This window comes from Aeromonas sp. Y289-2, assembly GCF_027705925.1.
In the GTDB taxonomy this organism is placed as follows: domain Bacteria; phylum Pseudomonadota; class Gammaproteobacteria; order Enterobacterales; family Aeromonadaceae; genus Aeromonas; species Aeromonas veronii.
Window position 1 is genome coordinate 222,259 of the sequence record NZ_JAPDCH010000003.1, and the last position, 21,849, is coordinate 244,107.

The 21,849-nt window shown below is 60.1% G+C and carries 22 protein-coding genes; 4 read left to right on the plus strand and 18 right to left on the minus strand.

Going from position 1 to position 21,849, the window contains the following annotated elements:
* Position 1 precedes the first annotated feature (1 nt).
* The 7 genes from OKC43_RS07445 to OKC43_RS07475 form a co-directional block, all read right to left on the minus strand.
* Positions 2 to 1,438: an ATP-binding protein gene (locus OKC43_RS07445; protein ID WP_236271584.1), complete on the minus strand. Its 1,437-nt coding sequence runs from the start codon at positions 1,436 to 1,438 to the stop codon at positions 2 to 4.
* The gene (locus tag OKC43_RS07450; protein ID WP_005335091.1) at positions 1,435 to 2,121 is read right to left on the minus strand and encodes a response regulator; all 687 of its coding nucleotides are present in this window, start codon (positions 2,119 to 2,121) and stop codon (positions 1,435 to 1,437) included. Before OKC43_RS07450 ends, OKC43_RS07445 begins: the two co-directional genes overlap by 4 nt.
* Positions 2,122 to 2,251: 130 nt before the next feature.
* Positions 2,252 to 2,884, minus strand: coding sequence for a tetratricopeptide repeat protein (locus OKC43_RS07455; protein ID WP_409010826.1), 633 nt, complete (start codon positions 2,882 to 2,884; stop codon positions 2,252 to 2,254).
* Between the two features lies 1 nt (position 2,885).
* Positions 2,886 to 3,755, minus strand: a complete 870-nt coding sequence (locus tag OKC43_RS07460) for an SDR family oxidoreductase (RefSeq protein WP_236271585.1) — start codon at positions 3,753 to 3,755, stop codon at positions 2,886 to 2,888.
* A gap of 42 nt (positions 3,756 to 3,797) precedes the next feature.
* Positions 3,798 to 4,451 carry a TenA family transcriptional regulator gene (locus tag OKC43_RS07465; protein WP_120415576.1) on the minus strand — a complete coding sequence of 218 codons (654 nt, stop codon included), beginning with the start codon at positions 4,449 to 4,451 and terminating at the stop codon, positions 3,798 to 3,800.
* Positions 4,448 to 5,914 (minus strand): AMP-dependent synthetase/ligase, encoded by a 1,467-nt coding sequence (locus OKC43_RS07470; protein WP_236271586.1) that lies wholly within the window; start codon positions 5,912 to 5,914, stop codon positions 4,448 to 4,450. Before OKC43_RS07470 ends, OKC43_RS07465 begins: the two co-directional genes overlap by 4 nt.
* On the minus strand, positions 5,911 to 6,585 hold the full coding sequence (locus OKC43_RS07475; protein ID WP_236271587.1) for a thermostable hemolysin: 675 nt from the start codon (positions 6,583 to 6,585) through the stop codon (positions 5,911 to 5,913). Before OKC43_RS07475 ends, OKC43_RS07470 begins: the two co-directional genes overlap by 4 nt.
* Before the next feature lie 144 nt (positions 6,586 to 6,729).
* Here OKC43_RS07475 and OKC43_RS07480 point away from each other — a divergent pair, with 144 nt between their 5' ends.
* Positions 6,730 to 7,377 (plus strand): class I SAM-dependent methyltransferase, encoded by a 648-nt coding sequence (locus tag OKC43_RS07480; RefSeq protein ID WP_021229770.1) that lies wholly within the window; start codon positions 6,730 to 6,732, stop codon positions 7,375 to 7,377.
* 46 nt (positions 7,378 to 7,423) lie between these two features.
* Here OKC43_RS07480 and OKC43_RS07485 read toward each other — a convergent pair whose 3' ends face one another.
* Both OKC43_RS07485 and OKC43_RS07490 read right to left on the minus strand, forming a co-directional pair.
* A complete protein-coding gene (locus tag OKC43_RS07485) occupies positions 7,424 to 8,812 on the minus strand; it encodes an NAD(P)/FAD-dependent oxidoreductase (protein WP_042082674.1) in 1,389 nt (462 codons plus the stop codon).
* A 28-nt stretch (positions 8,813 to 8,840) separates the two neighbouring features.
* Entirely contained in the window at positions 8,841 to 9,764 is a 924-nt protein-coding gene (locus tag OKC43_RS07490; protein ID WP_236271588.1) for an ABC transporter six-transmembrane domain-containing protein, read from the minus strand.
* A gap of 107 nt (positions 9,765 to 9,871) precedes the next feature.
* On the opposite strand from OKC43_RS07490, the gene OKC43_RS07495 reads away from it, so the two are divergent.
* The 3 genes from OKC43_RS07495 to OKC43_RS07505 all read left to right on the plus strand — a co-directional run bounded on the left by OKC43_RS07495 (position 9,872) and on the right by OKC43_RS07505 (position 12,640).
* Positions 9,872 to 10,465: a TetR/AcrR family transcriptional regulator gene (locus OKC43_RS07495; RefSeq protein ID WP_216949102.1), complete on the plus strand. Its 594-nt coding sequence runs from the start codon at positions 9,872 to 9,874 to the stop codon at positions 10,463 to 10,465.
* A 107-nt stretch (positions 10,466 to 10,572) separates the two neighbouring features.
* Positions 10,573 to 11,799: a winged helix-turn-helix domain-containing protein gene (locus OKC43_RS07500; RefSeq protein WP_236271589.1), complete on the plus strand. Its 1,227-nt coding sequence runs from the start codon at positions 10,573 to 10,575 to the stop codon at positions 11,797 to 11,799.
* A gap of 91 nt (positions 11,800 to 11,890) precedes the next feature.
* Entirely contained in the window at positions 11,891 to 12,640 is a 750-nt protein-coding gene (locus OKC43_RS07505) for a substrate-binding periplasmic protein (protein ID WP_103250772.1), read from the plus strand.
* Positions 12,641 to 12,729: 89 nt separating this feature from the next.
* On the opposite strand, the gene OKC43_RS07510 is transcribed toward OKC43_RS07505, so the two are convergent.
* The 9 genes from OKC43_RS07510 to OKC43_RS07550 all read right to left on the minus strand — a co-directional run bounded on the left by OKC43_RS07510 (position 12,730) and on the right by OKC43_RS07550 (position 21,844).
* The gene (locus OKC43_RS07510) at positions 12,730 to 13,854 is read right to left on the minus strand and encodes a M20 family metallopeptidase (protein ID WP_236271590.1); all 1,125 of its coding nucleotides are present in this window, start codon (positions 13,852 to 13,854) and stop codon (positions 12,730 to 12,732) included.
* A 25-nt stretch (positions 13,855 to 13,879) separates the two neighbouring features.
* On the minus strand, positions 13,880 to 14,347 hold the full coding sequence (locus OKC43_RS07515; RefSeq protein ID WP_058059223.1) for a YjiG family protein: 468 nt from the start codon (positions 14,345 to 14,347) through the stop codon (positions 13,880 to 13,882).
* Positions 14,344 to 15,072 (minus strand): nucleoside recognition domain-containing protein, encoded by a 729-nt coding sequence (locus OKC43_RS07520; protein WP_139428897.1) that lies wholly within the window; start codon positions 15,070 to 15,072, stop codon positions 14,344 to 14,346. Before OKC43_RS07520 ends, OKC43_RS07515 begins: the two co-directional genes overlap by 4 nt.
* A 251-nt stretch (positions 15,073 to 15,323) precedes the next feature.
* Positions 15,324 to 15,680 (minus strand): fumarate reductase subunit FrdD, encoded by a 357-nt coding sequence (gene frdD / locus OKC43_RS07525; RefSeq protein WP_040066869.1) that lies wholly within the window; start codon positions 15,678 to 15,680, stop codon positions 15,324 to 15,326.
* A gap of 10 nt (positions 15,681 to 15,690) precedes the next feature.
* A complete protein-coding gene (locus tag OKC43_RS07530; protein WP_005335058.1) occupies positions 15,691 to 16,089 on the minus strand; it encodes a hypothetical protein in 399 nt (132 codons plus the stop codon).
* A gap of 16 nt (positions 16,090 to 16,105) precedes the next feature.
* The gene (locus tag OKC43_RS07535; protein ID WP_005335057.1) at positions 16,106 to 16,840 is read right to left on the minus strand and encodes a succinate dehydrogenase/fumarate reductase iron-sulfur subunit; all 735 of its coding nucleotides are present in this window, start codon (positions 16,838 to 16,840) and stop codon (positions 16,106 to 16,108) included.
* On the minus strand, positions 16,833 to 18,617 hold the full coding sequence (frdA, locus tag OKC43_RS07540; RefSeq protein ID WP_047437968.1) for a fumarate reductase (quinol) flavoprotein subunit: 1,785 nt from the start codon (positions 18,615 to 18,617) through the stop codon (positions 16,833 to 16,835). The genes OKC43_RS07535 and frdA overlap by 8 nt, the downstream gene beginning before the upstream one ends.
* Positions 18,618 to 19,126: 509 nt before the next feature.
* Complete coding sequence (locus tag OKC43_RS07545; RefSeq protein ID WP_021229777.1) at positions 19,127 to 21,004, minus strand: methyl-accepting chemotaxis protein; 1,878 nt, start codon at positions 21,002 to 21,004, stop codon at positions 19,127 to 19,129.
* 156 nt (positions 21,005 to 21,160) lie between these two features.
* Positions 21,161 to 21,844, minus strand: coding sequence for a glycerophosphodiester phosphodiesterase (locus tag OKC43_RS07550; RefSeq protein ID WP_236271591.1), 684 nt, complete (start codon positions 21,842 to 21,844; stop codon positions 21,161 to 21,163).
* Positions 21,845 to 21,849: the final 5 nt, after the last annotated feature.

Genomic DNA, 21,849 nt, shown 5'->3' on the forward strand with positions numbered 1-21,849 from the left:
CTTATCTTGCCGGCGGGAGCGGGAGTAACACGCTCACCTCCAGCCCCCCTTCCGGCCGGTTGTGGACATCGAGGTCGGCGCCGTGCAACTGGGCGATGCGCGAGACGATGGCCATGCCGAGCCCCACGCCATCCCCCTGCTGGGGATTGACCCGAAAGAAGCGTTCATACAGCCGGGGCAAGGCGTTGGCGGGAATGCCGGGGCCGTTGTCGCTCACATCTACCCTCACCCGGTTGCCCTCTCGCTGAACTCGCACCCTGATCTCCCCCTTCGACTGGGTGTAGCGCAGCGCATTGTCGATGAGATTACTGAACAGCAGTTCGAGCAGGGTGGCCTGCCCCATCACCAGCTGCGGCAATTCACATTCCAGCGACAGCTGATGATCCTTCTTGAGCGCGATGGGTGCCAGGGTCGCGAGGGTGCCTTGCAGCAGGTGGCCTATCTCCAGTTCGGTCAATACCAGCCCCTGTTGGTTGTCGATACGGGCCTGGGTCAGCAGTTGGCGGATCAGCCGATCGCTGCGGTCTAGGGCTTGCAGCATCTTGTGCAGGGAGTGCTGGCGGCTGGCGTCATCATCGGCAGCCAGGGCATTTTCACTGTGGATCCGCAGCACCGCCAGCGGGGTGCGCAGCTCGTGGGCCGCCTCGTTGGTGAACTGTTTCTCCCGCTCTATGGTCTCCGCCAGCGCCTGCATCAGCCGGTTAATCTCGTTGGTGAGGGGGGTCAGCTCCTGAGCGCTTATTTTGAGGCTGAGGGGGCTCAGGTTGGCGGGGTGACGTTCGCTGATGGCCTGGGCCAGCTGGCGCAGGGGGGCCAGCCCGCGGGTGATGAGCCACCAGAGCAGGGCCAGCAGGAAGGGCAGGGTGATCAGCAGCGGCAGCATGGTGAGGGTGGCCATCTTGCTGGCCAGTTCGCTGCGCTCGTCGTCCCGCTCTGCCACCACTAGCCAGGTCTGCTCCTGCTGGTTGTAGAGGGTGAAGGTGCGCCACTGGTGATTATCTTTTTCGACCGTGTCGAAGCCGATGGCCAGGGTGACCAGCGGCTGATCCGGGGCACTGGGGGCGCGCAGCAGCAGGCCGCCTTTTTCATCGAGCAGCTGGAAGTAGAGATTGCGTTCGAACTCGTGGCCGTAGGGGGTGATCTCCCGATCCTCGCCGGTCAGGTTGAGGCTGGGGTCTTTTTGCCACTCATCGGGGTTCTGTGCCTCCCACTCCTGATAGACGGTGCCGTTGGCGGGCAACTGCCCCTGCTGGGCCATATAGCGGGCCAGCAGCTGATTGGTGATGCGGGCCGACTGGGCGAGGCGGGCATCAAACAGCTCCTCCATCTCGTGGCTCGCCTCCATGTAACCGATAAAGGCACTGATGGTGAGACTCAGGCTCACCAGCGTCAGGATACCGGTGAGCAGAAAGCGGCGAATGGAGCGCGGACGTTTCATCGTGCGGGTGTCCGGCTTGGCTGTTCGAGCTGGGGAATGATGTAGCCGACCCCGCGAATATTGCGGATGAGGTCGCTGTAGAACTTCTTGCGCAGATGGTGGATATGCACCTCTACCGCGTTGCTCTCGGCCCCTTCATCCCAGCCGTAGAGGCTCTGTTGCAGCTGATCCTTGCTCAGCACCCGGCCGCTCTGGCTGATCAGCTCCTGCAGCAACTTGTATTCGTGGGGGGTGAGTTTGACTGCTTCCCCCTGATAGGTGACCTGCTGGGATTCTGGATAGATGAGGATGTCGCCATACTCCAGCACCGCTTGCGCCTGCCCCTTGCTGCGGCGAACGAGGGCGCGCAGGCGGGCGTTGAGCTCCTGCAGGGCGAAGGGCTTGACCATGTAGTCGTCGGAGCCGGCATCGAGGCCGACCACCCGATCGTCCAGCGCATCGCGGGCGGTGAGGATCAGCACAGGCAGTTGGTGTCCTTCACGCCGCAACTTGCGCAGCAGGCTGAGGCCATCGATGTCTGGCAGATTGAGATCGAGGATCAGGGCGGCGAACTCGTCGCTCTTGAGGGCTGCCAGAGCGGGCAACCCCTGTTGCAGCCAGTCCACCGTGTAGCCGCTATGGCGCAGTGCATCCTGCATACCATCCCCCAGCATCACATCATCTTCCACCAGCAGGATCCGCATTCTTTTCTCCCTGTTTGTTGGGTGTGGCGATCTGGCTCAGCGCCAGGGCGTGCCGTGGCATAAACAACCCTGCCCACCAGTATGCAAGCTGGTGGGCAGAGTTTAAATAGTTCTTTGATCCATCAGGGTTTTATAGCTTGGCCAGCCGATCGCGGATCTCCATTCTGCGCCCTTCGTCGGCCACTTCGCGACCCGGGCGGGCCGGGGCGGCCAGCGCCTTGTCGAGGTAGGTTTTGGCCTCGGCTTTGCGACCCTGATCCAGCAGGAAGTCGCCATAGAAGAAGTTGGGGTCGATGCCATCCGGATTGATGGCCAGCGCCTGCTTGAGCAGTTGCTCCGCCTTCTCGTCATCGCCAAAGCCGACCGGCCAGCCGGGCACCTGATAGTAGAGGGAGCCCAGACTGGTGTAGGCGGAGCCGTCCAGCGCCTTGGGATCCTGTTTGAGTGCCAGCTCCAGCTTGGCTTTGGCCTCTTTCACCAGACCCAGTGCCCCCAGCCCCCCTTTGGCCCCCGCCCAGGTGCTCTTGACGATGGCAGACCAGATCAGCAGATCGGCGCGAAAAGGCTCCTTGGCGCTGGCCGCTTCGGCCTGGGTGCTCAGGGTTTCGAGGCAGCTCTCTTTCGCCTTGCCGCTCTGTTGATACTGGCAGACGGCCCACTGTTGCTGGATGGGGGTGAGGGTATCATTCGATGCCATGACTGAGGTGGATCCCAGCAGGATGGCGATGGCACAAGAGGTCACGGATTGACGGAAAAAATTCATATTAATGCTCCTTCTTGGTCGGGATCGGGCGGGACAAGTCTGGTTTTGGCGCACTGTTGGCGCCGGCATCAGCCGTCCCTGGCTGAAGATGACGGGCATAACGTTTGATGATCGGTAGCTGTCTGGCCAGCGCCTTGTCGACGATGCCGGGCAGCAGGGCATTGAGCCGCACGAACAGTTTTTCCGGCCAGCCGAGCCAGCTGCGGCGGGTTTCGTTGCACAGGGCGATGACCGCCTCTTCGGCCACCTCCTGCGGGCTGTCGGTCTGGGTGCCGAGCGCCACATTCATTTCGTAAGCGGCCTCAGAATTGAGCTTGGTGCGGGTGGCGCGGGGGGCAAAGTGCAGCACCTTGATGCCGCTCCCCTCCAGCTCCCGTCCCAGCGCTTCGCTAAAGCCGCGCAGGGCAAATTTGCTGGCGCAGTAGACGCTGTAACCGGGGTAGCCGATGCTGCCCAGGCTCGACCCCATGTTCATGATGATCCCCGGCTTGCGCATGGTTGGCAGCAGGGCACGGGTGAGCTGGATGGGCGCCTCGATATTGAGCAGCAGCTGGCGCTCCACCTGCTCGAAGCTCTGATCTTCCAGCCAGGCAAACTGGTTGCAGCCAGCGTTGTTGATCAGGATGTCGATCCCGTCCTCCAGCGCCGGGTGTTGCAACAGCTTGGCCCGCTCCTGCGCAGAGCCGAGGTCGGCGAGCACCACCTGATGGCGCTCGGGATGAGGCAGTGACTTGCACAGCCGCTCCAGTGCCGGGCCGCGACGCCCGTGCAGCAGCAGGTGTGCCCCCTGGGCGGCCAGTTCCTGCGCCAGCTCCTCACCTATGCCACCGCTGGCGCCGGTGAGCAGCACGAGTTTCCCTTCAAGGTTCATGGTGTGGGTTCCCTTTTTGCTGTCTGCTGATCCGCTGCCAACTTACGGTGTGGCGGTGAGGTTGTAGAGCATCTCGCCGTAGAGGCGGTAGACCACCTTGGTGGAGTGGATGATGGCGGCCTGATCCGCCGGGCTCTCGACCTTATCCATCAAGGATTCAAAGAACTTGAGGTGCTCCTGATCCAGGGCGCCGTGGGAACTCAGGTAGCTCATCGCCTGGGGGGGCAGGCCGAGGCCCTTTTTCAGTTGGTCGGCGACGGTGAGGGCGATGGCCACGCTGGTGCCTTCCAGTACCTGCACCATGCCGAAGAAGCCCATGGGGTTGCCGCGCTGGATCTGGTCGTAGAGGAAGGCCACCATCAGCTCGATGGGCAGCCCGGGCTGGCCGTGGCGCACCGCCTCGGCATCACCGCCACAAGCGCGGATATCGTTGAGAATCCACTCCTGATGGCCATACTCCTCGTCGATGTACTCGGCAATGGCGCCGCGCACCCACTCGTACTCCTGACCCAGCTTGCCGCCGGTGGCCATCAGGAGTGGAACTGTGTGGCGCACGTGGTAGTAAGCCTGCGCCAGAAAGGCGAGATAGGTGTCACGGCTGATATCGCCACGGCGGCAGGCTTCGATGATGGGGGCGTTGAACAGATGCTCACGCTCCTGGGCTGTGGCTTGTTGCAGAGTCTGATAGAAGCTCATGACGATTCTCCTGTAAGGCATTGGCTAATTTGTTGGGAAAAGTGTTGGTAAATTTCGTTGCGACGGGGGCGCCCGTTGGCGGTCAGCAGCCCGGGATGCTGGTCGAGTGCCACCGGCAACCAGTGGTGCAGCCGGGCATAATCGGGCAACCGCTGGTTCAGACCGGCGATCTGGCGTGGCAGATCCGCCTCTTTCCCCGGCAGGGGCTGGATCAGCGCCACGTTAGCAGGCTGACCATCGCCAAACACCACGATGCGGGCGATGGCGGGGCAGAGCTGGGCCTCGGCTTCCACCCACTCCGGTGAGAAGTTGCGGCCAAAAGCAGTGATCTGGACATTCTTCTTGCGCCCGGTGATATGGAGGTAGCCCTCATCATCGAGATGACCCAGATCGCCGGTGGCGATCTGTTCGGGAGTTGGTGCGTTGCTGCCGAGATAGCCCAGCATGGCACTGCCGCTCACCATAATTTCGCCGTCGCTGGCGATGGTGACCTGACAGTGGGGCAGGGGGCGGCCGACGCTGCCGAGCTTGTCAGCATCCGGGCTGTTGAGCGCCACCACGGAGCCACACTCCGAGAGGCCATACCCTTCGTATACCGGCAGGCCGAGCTGGCGGGCATGTTTGATCAGGTCGGGTGCTACCTTGCCGCCACCGACGGCAATAAAGCGCAGGCTCTTGAGCTGCTGGGCCAGCGTCGGGGTGCTGGTGCAGAGCGCCAGCAGCAGGCGCAGCAGTTCGGGGACCAGCACCAGACTATGGGTCGACCAGCGCAGCAGGGCCTCCCCCAGCATGGCTGGATTGAGCGAACTGGAGCCGCTGAAACCGAGCTCACCGAGGGACGGAATGCGGCTGCAGGCGCCGGTCAGCAGCGGCACATAGAGGCCGGTGATGTTCTCAAGCAGGGTCGCCAGCGGCAGCAGGGTCAGGTGTTTTTCCACCTTGGCTGACGCGACTCGCTCGGCCAGCGCATGGCTCACCGCCATCATCTGGGTCAGTGACAGGCAGACACCCTTGGGCTGGCCCGTGGTACCGGAGGTGTAGGTGATCTTGGCGGTGCCCTTGGGCAGCGCCGGTCGATTAGCCGGTATGTGGCGCCAGAGTGGCAGCTCGCCGGTGATCAGCGAGAGCGGCTCGGCGGCATGCCACCCCTGATGATGTGGGCCGACCAGCGCATCGGCGCCACTGCTCTCCAGCAACCAGGCCTGCTGGGCTTGACTGAAGAAGTGGGGCACCGGAATGACCACGATACCGGCGCGGGTGCAGGCGAGATCCAGCAGCGCCCAGGGCAGGCCGTTGTCCAGTTGCAGCGCCAGACGGCTGATGTCGAGCTGTTGCAGCTGGCTGGCCAGACGCTGGATCTGTTGCCACAGGGTCTGGTAATCGAGACGCTGCTGGCTGCTCAGCAGCGCTGGGGATTGCGGATCCTCGTGGGCATGTTTGGCGATGGTGTCGAACAGGCTCATTGGGCGCACCTTTTTTGATGGGTCTGGTTATCACTGCTCTCGCTGGTCTCGTCAAACAGGGTTGGCATGGGGGCTAGCAGATTGAGCAGCAGGCTGCGCTGGGCCAGCACCTCGCGCCCCTGATTGATGTCGCCCACCATCACCTTGGGTTGGCAGCGGTAGTACTCGCCCCAGGCATCGGCGTCGGCACCCACCTGATGGGCCTGTGCAGGGGCCAGCTCCACCGGATTGAGTTGCAGCCGGGCAAAGCTGTTGCGCAGCTTGGCCGTGCCGGTAAAGACCACGTAGTCGAGGGCGTTTTCACACAGCAGACGACACAGGGCTGCGAACATCAGGCGGGCATTGCCCGGTTCGCTGCAGGCCAGATTGCCCACTTCGATAATGCGGTGGCGTGTCGGATAGACCCCGAGGCGGGTGTTGATGGCGGCCTCGATGGGTTGCTCCAGATACTGTTCCAGATAGAGAGGCCCTTCACTGGCATGATTGAGACCACAGGCACCGACCAGCGTCCCGTCCGCCCGATATAGCCCCAGCAGACAGGGGAGGAAATGGGGGATGCGGGCGTTGAACTCGAGGGTGTAGGCTGCCTGGATATAGGTTTGCAGCGCCATGACCTGCTGCGGGGACTTGGCTAGCAGCAATCGGTAGGGGGCCTGGATCTCGATGGTCATGGGTGACTCCTTCTCTTGCGATGGTTTGAGAGTAAAAGGGCAAACTTAAGAAACCCTTAAGCAGCAAAAAAAGTTGTCAGCGAGGCAGCGGGCAGGCAATCTGCGCCGCTGTTATCCAACAGGAAGCCCCCAAGAGGAACCGCCATGTCATCCACCGTCAGCTGCCCCCTGTGTGCCAGCCATCGCAGTTATCCCCTGCCGGTGGCGGGCAAGCGCTATCATCGCTGCCTCGTGTGCGAGCTGGTCTGGCTGGATGAGGCGGATCATCTGGATGAGGCGGCGGAGAAGGCGGTCTATGACGGTCACGACAACCGGGTGGATGACCCCCGTTATCGCAGCTTTCTGATGCGGGCTTTTGGTGAGGTGCTGGCGCGGGTGCCAACCCCTGCCAGTGGCCTAGATTTTGGCTGTGGCCCAGGGCCGGCGCTGGTGGCGATGGGGCGCGAGGCGGGTTACCAGATGGCGGGGTATGACAAGTTCTACGCCGATTTTCCCGAGTTGCTGACGCGTCAGTATGACTTCATCACCAGTACCGAGGTGATCGAGCATATCGCCGAGCCGCGCACGGTGCTGGCGCAGTTGTGGGATTGCCTCAAGCCCGGTGGCCTGCTGGTGCTGCAGACCCAGCGGGTGCTCAGTGACGAGCGGTTTAAAAACTGGCGCTATCGCCACGACCCGACCCACATCGTCTTCTTTGCCGAGGCATCGTTTCAGGTATTGGCCGCCAGCTGGCAGGCCGAGCTCAGCTTCCCCCACGCCGATGTGGCGGTATTGCAAAAAGGCACGCCCTGAGGCGTGCCTTCGTCTGTTACTCGGCTGTTTCTTGCTCGGCTCTCGGTTACTCCTTGTAGCCCTTGTCCTGCCACTGGTAGTACATCAGGGCAGATTTGACGCCGATTGACTTGAACGGCTCTGGCGGCAGCCACATTGGCAGCGTCTGCTCTGCGTGGTTGAACCAGGGGTGCTCCTTGCCCTGATAGAGGCTGGCCACGATGTCGCCAAACAGGAAGGAGAGATTGATGCCGTGGCCGTTGTAGCCGAGGGCGTAGTAGATGTTCTTGTGCTCCCCCATCACCCCCACCGCTTCGGTGCTGTCGCCGGTCATGCCGAGCACCCCGTCCCATACCTGCTCAAATTTAATCCCCTTGAGGGCCGGATAGAGGGTCACCAGCTCGGTCATCATCATTTCGCTGACCCGGTTAAGATCGCCCTTGTAGTTGAGGCCGTCGTTGAAGACGTACTCGGCATTGCCGCCACCGATGACGATGCGGTTATCCGGGGTCAATACCAGATGGAACAAGATGTTGCGGGTGTCGTAGTAGGGCACCCGACTCTGCCACTGGATGGCGGCCAGCTGTTTTTTGGTAAGCGGCTCGGTGACGGCGCTCTGGGCGTGCACCGGAAATACTCGCCCGCTGAAGTAGCCAAGTTTTGAGGTATAGCCGTTGGTCGCCAGCACTATGCTGTCGGCGGTCACCTTGTACTTGTCGGCTACATTGAGCTCGATCTGCTTGCCCTCCTTGATCCCCAGCACCGGGCTCTGCTCATAGATGGTGACGCCCGCCTGCTCCACCGCCTTGCGCAGGGCATTGACCAGTTTCATGGCGTGAACCTGACCACCATTGGGGTCGTAGACCGCCCCTACGTAGCGGTCGGTGCCCAGTTTCTCTTCGGTGGTATCGGCGTTCCAGTACTGGAGCGGGATGCCGAGGCGATTGGCGGTTTTCACATAGTCGCGGTACTCGGCGATATCCTCCTCATCGAGGATCGCCTCCACATAGCCATCGAGCTTGAGGTCGGCCTCGACGCCGGTTGAGGCGACCAGCGCCTGCAGCTTGCGCATGCTGGCGACGGTGAGATCGTAGTGACGCTTGCTCGCTTCCCCCTCTTCGTAGAGATCCATCACCTCGGAGCCCGGCAGCACCATGCCGCCATTGCGCCCCGAGGCGCCGCTGCCCACCTGCTTGGCTTCGAAGATGGCGATCTTGAGCGACGGATTGGCCTTGGCCAGATGCCAGGCACTGGAGAGGCCGCTGTAGCCGCCACCTATGATGGCGATATCGACCTTCAGGTCTTGCGCCAGCGGGGCACTCTCCTCTGCCGGTTTCTCCTTGAACCAGTAGCTGGTGTTGGGCTCAAAGTCGCTCATCTTGGGGCCGCAGGCGGCGAGGAAAAAACAGCTGATACACATGGTCAACGCTCGTTGGCACAGGGTGGTCGGATTCATCTTCTACTCCGGTTACAGATACAAAATGTCAAATCAGTTCATCAGGTTGGGCGGTATTGACCCGGCGACCGATATCTCGCAGCCGGGCCAGCTGATCGGCAAGACCGGGCCCTTCATCCAGGCTGGTGACAAAGTTCCAGAGGTAGGTCATCACAGCATAGACATGGCCTGCGGAGACCTGGGGCTGGGCCATCAGCATGGTGATGGCCAGCAGGAACAGCAGGGAGGCGCTGATGCCGACCGCCAGAAAAGCGAGTGCCTCCCGATCCGAAATCCGGATACGGAGCCAGGCCAGCGCGCGGTAGTGGCGGGCGAGGCTGGCTGAGTGGGCATGTGTGACCAGCTTGACCTCGTGTTCCAGCCGATCGTTGAGCCGCTCGTGCAGCAGCTGGTTCTTGCGCGAAAAGCCGGGCAGCAGCAGGCCGAACAGCAGCAATACCCCCATGCAAGCGATGCCGACCCAGAACTCGATCACCATCAGCATCACGGCCGCACCGACGATGGAGATCAGGCTGGTGGCCAGGATCGGGATATGTTTCTCGAAGAAGTCGACAAACTCCCGCGCCAGGGTGACCCGCGCCACTATGGTGGATTGCCCCTCCTGCTGCTGGCGTTGTGTCAGGATCACCGGCACCGCCAGTGCCGCATAGATATGGGTAAAGGTGCGGGTATCGACCGCCCGGCGCAGGGCGCCGATGAGCCAGAACAGCAGCACGATGAGGGCGTAGCTTGAAGCCTGCCACCACTGGCCCTTGACGATGGCGTCGATGGCAAAGCCGGCGAACAGGGGATAGACCACCAGCAGGATGTTTTCGAGGGCCACCAGCGAGAAGGTGCCCGCCAGCTTGAGGGGATTGGCCCGTGCAATCGCCCCCAGCGAACGACCGGCCGAGTGTGGCAACGGCGTGGCCTGCTCGTCGCAACTGGCTGCCGAAGTGGTTGGTGTTGTCATGGGTTATCTCCTAAGATGTCGGAAACGCTGAGTTTGAGCGAGTGCTCAAAGTTTGTTTGAGCGACTGCTCAAAGTCAAGCAGATCGATTGATATTGCAGGAGGTCAGATGGCACGCCCATCAGCAGAACAGCGCAAAGAGATGATCATCGAGGCCGTATTGGCCTTGTTTCGGGAGAAGGGGATGGCGGCATCGTCAACCCGTGATATTGCCGAGCGCACCGGTCTGGCGCGCAGCCACGTCTACCACTACTTCAAGGATTGGAAGGAGCTCTGCCTCTGCGCCGTGGAGCGTTTCACCTATCAGGAGATCGCCGAGCAGCGGGAGTGGCTGTTGCCGCTGCCGGCCCGCGAAGCGTTGCCGCTCTTTGTGCGGGACAACCTGCCGACCAGTCAGGATGCCTCCTGGGCCATCTATCTCGATGCCTGGAACGAGTCACTGCGTGACCCTGTGTTTGCCGAGAGCTACCGCAAAATCATTCTGGCGTGGCGCGAGGTGCTGGAGCAGATCCTGCAAAAGGGGATCGACAGCGGCGAGTTTGCAGCGGGTGATGCCCGGCGACTGGCGCGCCAGATCACCTCCCTTATCAACGGCTATGCCGATGACCTGATTCTGGAGCCGACCCTCGAGACGGTAGAGGCCACTTATCAAGAGATCATGCTGGTGGTCAATCAGCTGGTCTTGCCCCCGGCTCACTCATAGCGGCGCAGGCACACAAGGGAGGGGAGGCATGTCAGCGTGGTGCCTCCCCCGGTTTTGTTGGCTATCCGCCGGGCGCGCGATGGCCAGATAACAGGGAGCGGTTGTTGATGTCGATTACCCATTTGTCACTGCAAGATGCCCGTCATCTGCAACTGGCGGCGCAAGGGCTGCTCGCCCCCCGTCGCAGCAAGGCGACTCCGGCCGATCTGTTGGCCACCATTCGCCGCATGGCGCTGCTGCAGATCGATACCATCTCGGTGGTGGCGCGCAGCCCCTATCTGGTGCTCTTTAGCCGCCTTGGCCAGTACGAACCGCGTTGGCTGGAGCAGCTGCTGGCCGACGGCGAGATCTTCGAATATTGGGCCCACGAGGCCTGCTTTGTGCCCCGCGAGGATTACCGGCTGCTGCGCCACCGGATGCTCGACCCTGCCGCCATGGGGTGGAAGTTTTCAGCCAACTGGCTCGCTACCCATCAGCAGGAGATTGGCCAGCTTATCGAGCGCATTCGCCAGCACGGCCCGGTGCGGGCGGCTGACTTTGAACGCACAACCGGCAAGGGGAATGGCTGGTGGGACTGGAAACCGGAGAAGCGCCATCTGGAGGTATTGTTTACCAGCGGTCAGCTGATGGTGCGGGAGCGGCGCAACTTTCAGCGGGTCTATGACCTGGCCGAACGGGTCATCCCCGAGTGGAGCGACCAGCGGGACCTGCCAAGCGTCGAGCAGGCGCAGCGGGATATGGTGCGCGCCAGCTGCCGGGCGCTGGGGCTGGTCAAAACTGGCTGGGTGGCGGACTACTACCGGCTGCGGCGCGGCAAATATGACGCCCTGCTCCATCAGCTGGCGGACGAGGGTGAGCTGCTGCCGGTACGGGTGGAGGGGTGGCAGCACGGCGCTTTTGTGCACGCCTCGCTGGCCGATGAGCTGGTGCAAGCCAAGGAGGGCCGTCTCAAGGCAACCCATACCACAGCCTTGTCGCCGTTCGATCCGCTGGTGTGGGATCGCAAACGGGCCAGTGAACTGTTCAACTTTGACTATCGCATCGAGTGCTATACCCCGGCGCCGAAGCGTCAGTACGGTTACTTCGTGTTGCCGCTGCTGCATCGCGGCAAGCTGGTGGGCAGGATGGATGCCAAGGCCCATCGCCAGCAGGGGATCTTCGAGATCAAGAGCCTCTATCTGGAAGCCGGGGTGAGAGTGAGCCGCACGCTTGCACAGGATCTGGCGAAAGCCCTGCAAAAGCTGGCTGACTGGCACCAGACACCGCAGCTCCGTTATGGTGCCATTCCGGCCAATTTGCTGGCGTTGTGGCATGAAAGCGCCCCTGCAAAGTGAGCACTATCCCTTCTGGGCTAAGCTGCAAGAGGGATAAACAGTTCGGGAGCGGGAGATGAAACGAGTGGCAACATGGTGGGCGGGATTGGCGATGGCCATCTTGTCCCCCGCGCTATGGGGGCAAGAGCCACCAGTGAAGATCTGTCTGGGGGAGGGCAACGAGTGGGCCCCCTTTACCTACTGGGAGCGCAAGGACGGGGTGCCCGATACCAGCCGCCTGACCGGTTCGGCGACAACGCTGGTGCTCGATGCCCTGCAACAGAGCGGGCTCTCGCACCAGATCCGCTATCTGCCCTGGGCGCGGGTGCAGCAGGAGCTGGCGGATTATCGCCAGAATGGTCTGTGCGAGCTGACCTGGGATGCCAGCTACAAGCCGGAGCGGGCCGAGTTTGCCTTCTACAGCGTTCCCCTCTATTACACCCACCTCGGTTTCTTCTATCTCAAGCGCCGCTACCCCGAACCGCCGGATCTGCAGACGGTCAATCGTTCCCGGGTGTGCGGGGTGATTGGCTACAACTACACCCCCTACGGGCTTGCGCAGGAACCACGCCGGGTCAAACAGTTGCAGCAGGCGCTCGATATGCTGGAGCGGGATCGCTGCGACTTTCTGCCAAGTGAAATCGAACCTCTGGTGGCTGGCATCAGCCTTGGCATCTACCGCAGCGAGAGCGGGTTGCTCAATCTCGCCCTGCCCAGCCGCAAGGGATTTTATCTGCTGGTGAGCAAGGGCTCCCCCCGCGGCCACCAGCTGGTGAACATCCTCAATCAGTCGCTGGTGGCATTTCAGGAAGGGGGGCATACGGATGAGGTGATGCGCCGCTTCTTGCCGCCGATGGAGTAATGGCGAAGGGTTGCTGTCATTCAGGGGGAGCAGATAAACAGAGGGCCAGCCGGTGCAAACCGGCTGGCCCTTTTTTACGTGAGAGGCTGTCAGGCCGCCAGACGGGTCAGTACCTTCACCAGCAACTCGATGCGCGGGGCAATGCTGACCAGATCCAGATACTCCTCGTCACTGTGGAAACCTGCACCGATAGGGCCCAGACCATCCAGAGTGGGGATACCGAGGGCGGCGGTCAGGTTGGCATCGGAGCCGCCCCCCACCTCTTGCCAGCTGATCGGCAGCCCCAGTTCGGCGCCACACTCCTCCACCAGTTGCATCAGTGCCTGGGTGCCCTCTGACGGCACCATGGCCGGTTTGTGGGCCTCGCGGGTCAGCTGGATGGTGACGCCGTCCAGATGCGGCCGCTCGGCCAGGGTCAGCAGATGATCGTCGATCTGGTGGTACTCCTGATTGTCCCAGAAACGGACGTCTACCACGGCGCTGGCATGGGCCGGCACTATGTTGGCGCCATTGCCCCCCTCGACAATGCCGATGTTGAGGGTGGTGCCGCTATCGAAGTTGGTCAGGGCGTTGATGGCCAGGATCCAGTGGCCCAGCTCGGTGATGGCGCTGCGCCCCTTCTGCGGTTCGTTGCCCGCGTGGGCTGCCTTGCCGGTGAAGTCGATGCGATAACGGGCCATCCCCTTGCGCGCCTTGACCAGCGAGCCATCGGCGCGGGCCGCTTCGGCCACCAGCACCTGTTTCGCCTGTTTGGCCACCGCTGCCAGCCAGTCGCTGGAGTGGAGGGAGCCGATCTCCTCATCCGGGTTCATGCAGACGCAGATGCTCAGGCGATCGCGCACCTCGCGGGGCAGTTCACGCAGGGCATAGACGATGTTGAGCAGGCCGGATTTCATGTCGGAGACACCGGGGCCGTAAGCGCGCTCACCATCGATGCTCATCGGGCGGGCGGCGGCGGTGCCGAGGGGGAAGACGGTATCCATATGGCCGATCAGCATTACATCGATCTGTGCCGCATCAGGCTGGTTGCGGATCTCCAGTCCCACACCGGCTGCTCCGCAGTCGACCCGCTTGATCTGCCAGCCGCCCATCGCCTCATATTTGGCAGCCATCAGGTCGGCCACTGCCGCAATGCCCGGCTGGTGCAGGGATCCGCAATCCAGATTGATCAGCGGGGCCAGTTCGGTCAGGTATTGATCCAGAGAAAAAGTCATTGCTTGCTCCACTATCAGGTTCGGGTCAGAGAAGGATGTTCATCACCAACATGGCGCCGAAGGCGTTGAGTACCGAGATGGCGACCATGATGGGGATATAACGCCCTTCGGTGCCGATGCAGCCGAGGATGCGGCCCATGTACTGCACCTGGGAGCCCATCAGGTAGATGGCTGGCGCCAGAATGGCGATGTGAGTGCCGTTGAGGATCCCCTGATCGAACAGGGTGATGACCACACCGACTGCACCGCCCATCGACATCCAGGCGCCGATCAGCACGGCTGCCGCCTCACCGGGCAACCCGAAGATGGCCATGATGGGGGAGAAGATGGCGCCCATGGCATCCAGCGCGCCGGTGATCTGCAGCGCCTTGATGATGACGAAGGCCATCAGTACGTTGGGTACGGTGGAGGTGGTGGCGATAACCCAGCCCTTCTTGGCCCCTTCGACGAAGATATCGGTGACGATGGGTTTCTTGATGTTGGCCTGGCTCATTTGGCTTGCTCCTGAGTGTTGAGGGTCTGCTGGGTGTTGTTATCGGTCTGCTTGCCTTCGCTCATATTGAGGTAGACCCGGAACAGGTTGGCCCCGACAAATTTGAAGGCGAACATCACGATGACTGCCAGACCGATGGAGGAGCTGACCGCCGGGCTGCCATCCGCCAGCGTCAGGGTGAACAGCACGGCACCGGAGGAGAAGAAGTTGACGATGGTGGCACCAGCGGAGAACTGGAACATGGTGAACACGTCGGTTTCACGCTTGGTGATGAGCCCTTCATCCTTGAGCTGACGGGTCATGGCGGCACCGGCATCGGTACTCTGCAGGGAGGCGATAAGGGCGAGGCCGGTGTTGCCCGGGATCCCCATCAGCGGACGCAGCAGCGGGGTCAGCAACTTGCGGGCGGCATCCAGTGCGCCGTAGTGCTCCAGCACATTGATCATACCGAGGGCAAACATCACGGTGGGGATCAGGGTCAGGGCAAACAAAAAGCCATCGCGAGCGCCGTTGCCCCCCTTGCCGCGCATGTCGGTCATGGCGGTCTTGATGCCGTCACCATTCTCGCTGACGCTCTGGACCATGGTACCGAACGAACCGTTCAGCGTGGTGAAATCGAATACCCCGTACCACTCGCCGGATTGCAACAGTCCGGAGAAGAAGACCACGGCGAAGGCCAGTGCCAGGTAACTGCCTATGCTCACCGAGCGTGTTTTGTCTGTCATTAGCTAGCTCCATATGAATAATTATTTAATCTGAATAATTATAATTGATATAGATGTCACTAAATTGATGGTGGTCAAAATGGTTTGCTGCAAATGGAGAATGTATTGGGGTTATGTGACTGTGATCGCCATATGCTTGGACGATAATCTGGTTTTTATCGAATTGTTTGAGTGAATAAAAAGCAGGGGCGGGATAGCGGGGCAAAAAAAACCGGGCACGAGGCCCGGTTTGGTCAATCAGTCAGATGTGATTACTGGAGTACCAGCACCATCAGCAGACCGACGGTAATGGCAGATACCAGGAAGGCAAAGCCATAGAACACATAGTGGTGCAGCTTGGTGGTGTGGATCCCCAGATCGTGCAGACCGTGGTAGATACGGTGCATACCGTGCCAGACTGGCAGGGCGATGATCACCAGCAGGATGCAGGCACCCCACCAGGAGCTGGCGAACGCGTGCACGCGGTCATAGCTCATGGTTTCCACGTCCATGATGCCCATGGGCACCAACAGACCGGTGATGAGGACAATGACCGGCAGCAGCATGGCAACGACCATGCCACCCGCACCAAACAGACCCCAGTAAATTGGTTCGTCAGAACGTCTCATTGTTTTCTCCTCAGGCCACGATGATCAGGACAAGCAGGGACACCACCGCCAGCGCCACATACTGGGCGAGAACGATCGGCTTCTCCGGTACCAGGTCTTCACCACGGAAGATGCGCATGGCTTTCGGCGCCAGGGCGAACCAGGTTTTGGCATGGAACAGGCACGCCGCCAGAGCGACGACATGGAACAGGATGGCGATCGGGCTTTGCAGGGATTCCAGCCAGCCGTTGAACGCTTCCTGACCCTGAACCAGGCGCATCAGGCCCCACATCAGCACAACGGCGTAGATGGAGACGAAGATACTGGTGCCTTCACGGATCATGTAACCGGTGTAGAAGGCGTTCTTCAGCCACCAGTCTTTCTTCATTTCGCGGACGTAAGGTTTACGTTTGCTATCAGTGTTGTTCATGGTCTCAATCCTGCTCTCAATCTGGCTTGAACATGGCGATCATGTAGTCCTTGGCGCTTTCGACCTTGCCAAGCTGGATGGCCGCTGCCGGATCGACGCCTTTCGGGCACACTTCGGAGCAGTAGCCCACGAAGGTACAGCCCCAGACGCCTTCGTCCTGGCTGATGATACGCATACGCTCTTTGGCGCCGGCATCACGGTTGTCGACGTTGTAGCGATAGGCCAGAGCCAGTGCCGCCGGACCGGTGAACTTCTTGTTGATGCCGTACTGCGGGCAGGCCGCGTAGCAGAGACCACAGTTGATGCACTGGGAGAACTGCTTGTACTGCGCCATCTGGGCCGGAGTCTGGATGTACTCGCCATCACACAGGCTGCGCGGCTCGCTCGGGATGATGTACGGCTTGATGCTCTCCAGCTTCTCGATGAAGTCGGACATGTCGACCACCAGATCGCGCTCGATCGGGAAGTTGTTGAGTGGCTCGACGGTCATCTTGCCCGGCAGATAGTCGCGCAGGAACGCCTTGCAACCCAGCTTGGGCACACCGTTGACCATCATGCCGCAGGAGCCGCAGATCGCCATTCGGCAGGACCAGCGGAAGCTCAGGGTAGAGTCCAGGTGATCCTTGATGTACTGCAGGGCGTCCAGCAGAGACATCTCTCTCTGGTATGGCACCTGGAAGGTTTGCATCCAGGGCTCGTTATCCTGTTCCGGACGGTAGCGCAGGATCTCAATTTCAATCATCTCAGCCATTCTTCTTAGCCTCGTCTTGTTTCTCACCCTCGGAGCCGTACACGCGTTTTGCCGGCTGGGACTTAGTGATCTTCACATCGGAGTAATCGATGGAGGGCGTTTCGCCATTTTTGTAGAACGAGAGCGTGTGCTTGAGGAAGTTCACGTCATCGCGCTCTTCGTAACCATCCAGACGCTGGTGGGAACCGCGGGACTCTTTACGATTGATAGCGGAGTGCGCCATGGCTTCAGCCACGTCCAGCATGTAACCCAGTTCGATGGCGTACAGCAGATCGGTGTTGAAGACAGAGGACTTGTCGTTGATCTTGACCTTTTTGTAACGGGCTTTCAGCTCGTTGATCTTGTCGATGGTGCCCTGCATCAGCTCTTCGGTACGGTAGATACCGACACCGGCTTCCATGGACATGCCCAGCTCGTTGCGGATATCGGCCGGGTTTTCGGTACCGTCTATGTCCATCAGGGAGAGGTGCTGCTTGATGAGCGCCTCGGCCTTGGCGGCCAGCGCTTCGGTATTGCCATGCTTCTGAGTCTTGGCAAATTCACCTGCCTGCTCACCGGCCAGCTTGCCGAATACCACGATCTCGGACAGGGAGTTGGAACCCAGACGGTTGGCACCGTGCAGACCGACGGAGGCACATTCGCCCGCGGCGTAGAGGCCGGGCAGACGGGTGGCACACTTGTTGTCAGTCTCGATACCACCCATGGTGTAGTGGGCAGTCGGACGTACCGGGATAGGCTCTTTGGCCGGATCCACGTTGACGTAGGCTTTGGCCAGTTCGCAGATGAACGGCAGACGCTCTTTCAGGTACTTCTCGCCAAGGTGACGCAGGTCGAGGTGAACCACATCGCCCATCGGGCCCTGAATGACGCGGCCTTTCTGCTGCTCTTGCCAGAATGCCTGGGAAACGCGGTCGCGCGGACCCAGCTCCATGTATTTGCTCTTCGGCTGGCCGATCGGGGTTTCCGGGCCCAAGCCGTAGTCTTGCAGGTAGCGGTAGCCATCCTTGTTCAGCAGGACGCCACCCTCACCACGACAACCTTCGGTCATCAGGATGCCGGTGCCCGGCAGACCGGTCGGGTGATACTGGACGAATTCCATATCACGCAGCGGTACGCCGTGACGGTAGGCCAGTGCCATGCCGTCGCCGGTGACGATGCCACCGTTGGTGTTGTAGCGATAGACACGGCCAGCGCCGCCGGTTGCCACGATCACGGATTTGGCCTGGATGAAGCGGGTGATACCGTTCTGGATGTCGAAGGTCAGTACGCCCTGAACGCGGCCGTCGTCCACGATCAGATCAAGACAGAAATGCTCGTCGAAGCGCTTGATGCTCGGGTATTTGACGGAGGTCTGGAACAGGGTGTGCAGAATATGGAAACCGGACTTGTCTGCGGCGAACCAGGTACGGGGAACCTTCATGCCACCAAACGGACGCACGTTGGCTTTACCATCCGGCTTGCGGCTCCAGGGGCAACCCCAGTGCTCCAGCTGGATCATCTCTTTGGTTGCGTTGTTGACGAAGTATTCCACTACGTCCTGCTCGCACAGCCAGTCACCACCGGAGACGGTGTCGTTGAAGTGGTTTTCGAGGGAGTCGTCATCACGGACGACACCGGCGGCGCCGCCTTCGGCAGCAACCGTGTGGCTGCGCATCGGGTAAACCTTGGAAATCAGGGCGATGTCCAGGTCTGGCTGTGATTCGGCTATAGCGATAGCGGCGCGTAAGCCGGTACCGCCAGCACCGATGATGGCCACATCGGTCTTGATAATATCCACATCTGCCTCCTTAGGGATAGATTTGCTGGGCACGATTTTGCTCTATGAAAAAAATTCAGGCTTGATGCAAGTCAAACTGCTAGGTTTTATTCCCTTTTTATTGGTTATTTTTCTATAAAACACCCAAATCCCTGGATGAAAATGTCGTTATTATCGTCATTTTTTGGTGTTATTGAGCAGTTGAACACCTAGCTACGAGCACTTTAACTTCTGGATTGTACGTAGTTTTCTTTCAATAAAATGCGAATCACCTCTCTTTTTAGGTACTCGCGAAAAAAATTTTAAGTTTTTTATTGTAATTTTTTAATGAGAATTATTGGCATTCATTTATTCGGATAGAAATAGGTAATCCGAAATGCTGCGGTGACCACGGCGGTGATCTGATAATTCCAGACGAATTACAAGGATTTCAAGGCGGGGTATTTGGCGGGTAATGTGAGATTACTCACTGAAAATTAAGCGCTATTTAGAAAAATAAAAGGGGCCTGTACGGCCCCTTTTGCTCATGCTCAAATGCGGAACATGCCGACCTGATTGCTTAGTTCACCCGAAATATTTTTAAGTTGTTCAGAGAGATGGCGTGAGCTGTCTGCATCCACTGCCAGTTCGTCCGAGACATCTTTCACTGCCTGAATGTTGCGACTTACTTCGTCGGTGACGGCCCGCTGCTCTTCAGCCGCGCTGGAGATCTGGGTCGCCATGTCGGAGATCTGGTTGATCGAGGTGGTGATCTGCTCCAGCGCGTGGGTGGCGTTGTTGGCGTCATCCACGCTGTTCTGGGCCAGCAGCTGGCCTTCGTGCATGGTGCTGACCGCTCCCTGGGTATTGCGTTGCAGGGTTTCGATCATATTGCGGATCTCGACGGTGGAGCTGTGGGTACGCTGTGACAGGACGCGCACCTCGTCGGCTACCACCGCAAAGCCGCGGCCCTGTTCACCGGCACGTGCCGCTTCGATGGCTGCGTTGAGTGCCAGCAGGTTGGTCTGCTCGGCGATGCCCTGAATGGTGGAGAGGATGGTGTTGATCTCCTGAGCGTTTTTCTCCAGTTCCTGAATGATGTTGGAGGCCTGTTCCACCTGGGTGGCCAGATCGGTGATGGAGCGCTGGTTGCGGGCGATCACCTGCTTGCCATGCTCGCAGCTGCTGGAGGAGCTGCGGGCCGCTTCGGCGGTCTGCTCGGCGTTGCTGGCGACCTCGACTGCGGTGGCTGACATCTCGTGTACCGCAGTGGCGATCTGGGAGATCTCGTTTTGCTGGCGTGCCAGCCCCTGATTGGCCTTCTCCGCCATGCTGTGGGAGGACTTGGCCTGCTGGTTGAGTTGGCCGGAGGAGTTGGAGATATCCTGCACCATCACATGGATCCGCTCGATGAAGGTGTTGACGTGTTTGGCAACCGCGCCTACTTCATCCTCACGTTCAATCTTGATGCGGCGGGTCAGATCGCCGTTGCCACGGGAGAGATCGGCAATCGCTTCGCCCAGGGTTTTCAGAGGGGCCAGCGAGCCGTTGATGGCGACATAGGAGAAGCCTGCCACGATCAGTATCGTGATAAGCCCCTGAATGAGGGAGGAGGTAACCATGCGGCGTACCGACTGGTAGGCGATCTCTTCATCCACCATCATGCCGTAATACCAGTTGGTATTGGGAATGGCATTAAAGTCGTAGACCTCTTTCTTGCCGCTGATCACCAGCTCGTTGATCATGCCGTCATGGGCGACCTGATTGATGTAGGCGGCAGTCAGTTCCGGTGCCAGAGCGGTGGCGGATTTGAGGCTCAGGGAGGCATCGGGGTGCGCGATGATGGTGCCATTGCTGTCCACCAGCATGGCGTAGGTGCCCTCGGTGGTGACCGCAAGAATGTCCGAAATCAGTGAGCTGATGGAGACGTCACCGGCGATGACCCCCTGGGTATTGCCACGCTGGAACGGCTCGGCAATGGTGACAATCAGCTGGCCAGTGGAGATGTCGGCATAGGGGGCTGTGATGACCAGCTTGCCTGCGGCGGCCGCGTCCTTGTACCAGGGGCGTTGGCGTGGGTCATAACCGGCTGGCAAGTCGGTTGGTTTGCTCTGAATCATTTTGCCATCTGCGGTACCGGCATAGACCAGGTCGAAGCCACCGGCATTCATGGACTGGGCCAGATGACTGATGGGTTCGTCTTCTTTGGCGAATGCTTCCTTGGTGGTGCTGACCATGCTGATCCGGGAGTCGACCCAGCGGGAGATCCCCTTGACGTTGGCCATGGAGCTTTCGTCGATGATGTTCCAGACCAGTCGCTGGGTCTCGCTGCGCAGTTGCGAGGTGTTGTACCAGACCTGCAGGCAGGTGATCACCAGAATGATGACCCCGATAGCCAGAACAAGCTTGTTTTTAATGGATAAGTTCATAGTTACATCCTTGTGAGCGTCAGTCTGAAGTGTGTGTGGAATCTAGTTATTGTTATGAGCCTCTGTTTATCGGCTGAAGTTGAACTCTTTGTATCCCGGTCAGCTATTTAAAGTTAGTGCCTAAATCAGTGGTTATCCATGTGCGTATCCCCCCCCTCACTGCGTCAGAAAACGATCTGGTCGATTGGTGAAGATTCCATCGACCCCCATGCTAGAGAGTGTTTCATAATCTTCTGGATAATCAACGGTATAAACCAGAACTTTGAGTCCCCGGCGATGTGCATCATCGACCAGCGCAGCGTCGATAAAATCAACATCGCAATTGATGGACCAGGCCCCCAGCTTGTCGGCAAACTGCGCCAGGTTGAGCGGCAGGTTGGCGGTCAGGGCACCGAGCCGGATATCGGGCCGCAAGGCGGCAAATCGGGCCAGCTCCGGGTGATGGAAGGAAGAGACCACCCACAGGCCGGGAGTAAAGCCCAGCTCGGCCTCTGCCCGTCGGGTCAGGGCTGCCACCGCATCGGCGGTATGGGTGCCTTTGAGTTCGATGTGCAACTCGCAGCGTCCGGCGATGATCTCCATCACCTGCCACAGGGTCGGGATCACCTCTCCCTCACCGGCATCGAGCTGCTCCAGATAGGAGCGGGATTGCTCGGTCAGCACCCCCTTGCCATTGGTGCAGCGCTCCAGCCGCCGGTCGTGGAAGACCCACAACTCGCCATCGGCCGCCTGCACGTCGATCTCGATGGCTGATGCTCCCAGCTCCAGCGCTTTGGCCATCGCCTTGAGAGTGTTTTCGGGGGCCAGGCCGCTGGCGCCACGGTGGGCAATAATCTGCATGTTCT

What these genes read in the sequence shown, in the direction of transcription:
- OKC43_RS07505 (WP_103250772.1), top strand. Translation starts at nt 11,891, where the DNA reads ATGGCCATCTTGTCCCCCGCGCTATGGGGGCAAGAGCCACCAGTGAAG.
- OKC43_RS07450 (WP_005335091.1), bottom strand. Translation starts at nt 2,121, where the DNA reads ATGCGGATCCTGCTGGTGGAAGATGATGTGATGCTGGGGGATGGTATG.
- OKC43_RS07515 (WP_058059223.1), bottom strand. Translation starts at nt 14,347, where the DNA reads ATGAGCCAGGCCAACATCAAGAAACCCATCGTCACCGATATCTTCGTC.
- OKC43_RS07470 (WP_236271586.1), bottom strand. Translation starts at nt 5,914, where the DNA reads ATGAGCCTGTTCGACACCATCGCCAAACATGCCCACGAGGATCCGCAA.
- OKC43_RS07545 (WP_021229777.1), bottom strand. Translation starts at nt 21,004, where the DNA reads ATGAACTTATCCATTAAAAACAAGCTTGTTCTGGCTATCGGGGTCATC.
- OKC43_RS07530 (WP_005335058.1), bottom strand. Translation starts at nt 16,089, where the DNA reads ATGAACAACACTGATAGCAAACGTAAACCTTACGTCCGCGAAATGAAG.
- OKC43_RS07465 (WP_120415576.1), bottom strand. Translation starts at nt 4,451, where the DNA reads ATGAGCTTCTATCAGACTCTGCAACAAGCCACAGCCCAGGAGCGTGAG.
- OKC43_RS07510 (WP_236271590.1), bottom strand. Translation starts at nt 13,854, where the DNA reads ATGACTTTTTCTCTGGATCAATACCTGACCGAACTGGCCCCGCTGATC.
- OKC43_RS07475 (WP_236271587.1), bottom strand. Translation starts at nt 6,585, where the DNA reads ATGACCATCGAGATCCAGGCCCCCTACCGATTGCTGCTAGCCAAGTCC.
- OKC43_RS07520 (WP_139428897.1), bottom strand. Translation starts at nt 15,072, where the DNA reads ATGACAGACAAAACACGCTCGGTGAGCATAGGCAGTTACCTGGCACTG.
- OKC43_RS07500 (WP_236271589.1), top strand. Translation starts at nt 10,573, where the DNA reads ATGTCGATTACCCATTTGTCACTGCAAGATGCCCGTCATCTGCAACTG.
- OKC43_RS07490 (WP_236271588.1), bottom strand. Translation starts at nt 9,764, where the DNA reads ATGACAACACCAACCACTTCGGCAGCCAGTTGCGACGAGCAGGCCACG.
- OKC43_RS07445 (WP_236271584.1), bottom strand. Translation starts at nt 1,438, where the DNA reads ATGAAACGTCCGCGCTCCATTCGCCGCTTTCTGCTCACCGGTATCCTG.
- OKC43_RS07550 (WP_236271591.1), bottom strand. Translation starts at nt 21,844, where the DNA reads ATGCAGATTATTGCCCACCGTGGCGCCAGCGGCCTGGCCCCCGAAAAC.
- OKC43_RS07485 (WP_042082674.1), bottom strand. Translation starts at nt 8,812, where the DNA reads ATGAATCCGACCACCCTGTGCCAACGAGCGTTGACCATGTGTATCAGC.
- frdD (WP_040066869.1), bottom strand. Translation starts at nt 15,680, where the DNA reads ATGAGACGTTCTGACGAACCAATTTACTGGGGTCTGTTTGGTGCGGGT.
- OKC43_RS07535 (WP_005335057.1), bottom strand. Translation starts at nt 16,840, where the DNA reads ATGGCTGAGATGATTGAAATTGAGATCCTGCGCTACCGTCCGGAACAG.
- OKC43_RS07455 (WP_409010826.1), bottom strand. Translation starts at nt 2,884, where the DNA reads ATGAATTTTTTCCGTCAATCCGTGACCTCTTGTGCCATCGCCATCCTG.
- OKC43_RS07480 (WP_021229770.1), top strand. Translation starts at nt 6,730, where the DNA reads ATGTCATCCACCGTCAGCTGCCCCCTGTGTGCCAGCCATCGCAGTTAT.
- OKC43_RS07460 (WP_236271585.1), bottom strand. Translation starts at nt 3,755, where the DNA reads ATGAACCTTGAAGGGAAACTCGTGCTGCTCACCGGCGCCAGCGGTGGC.
- OKC43_RS07495 (WP_216949102.1), top strand. Translation starts at nt 9,872, where the DNA reads ATGGCACGCCCATCAGCAGAACAGCGCAAAGAGATGATCATCGAGGCC.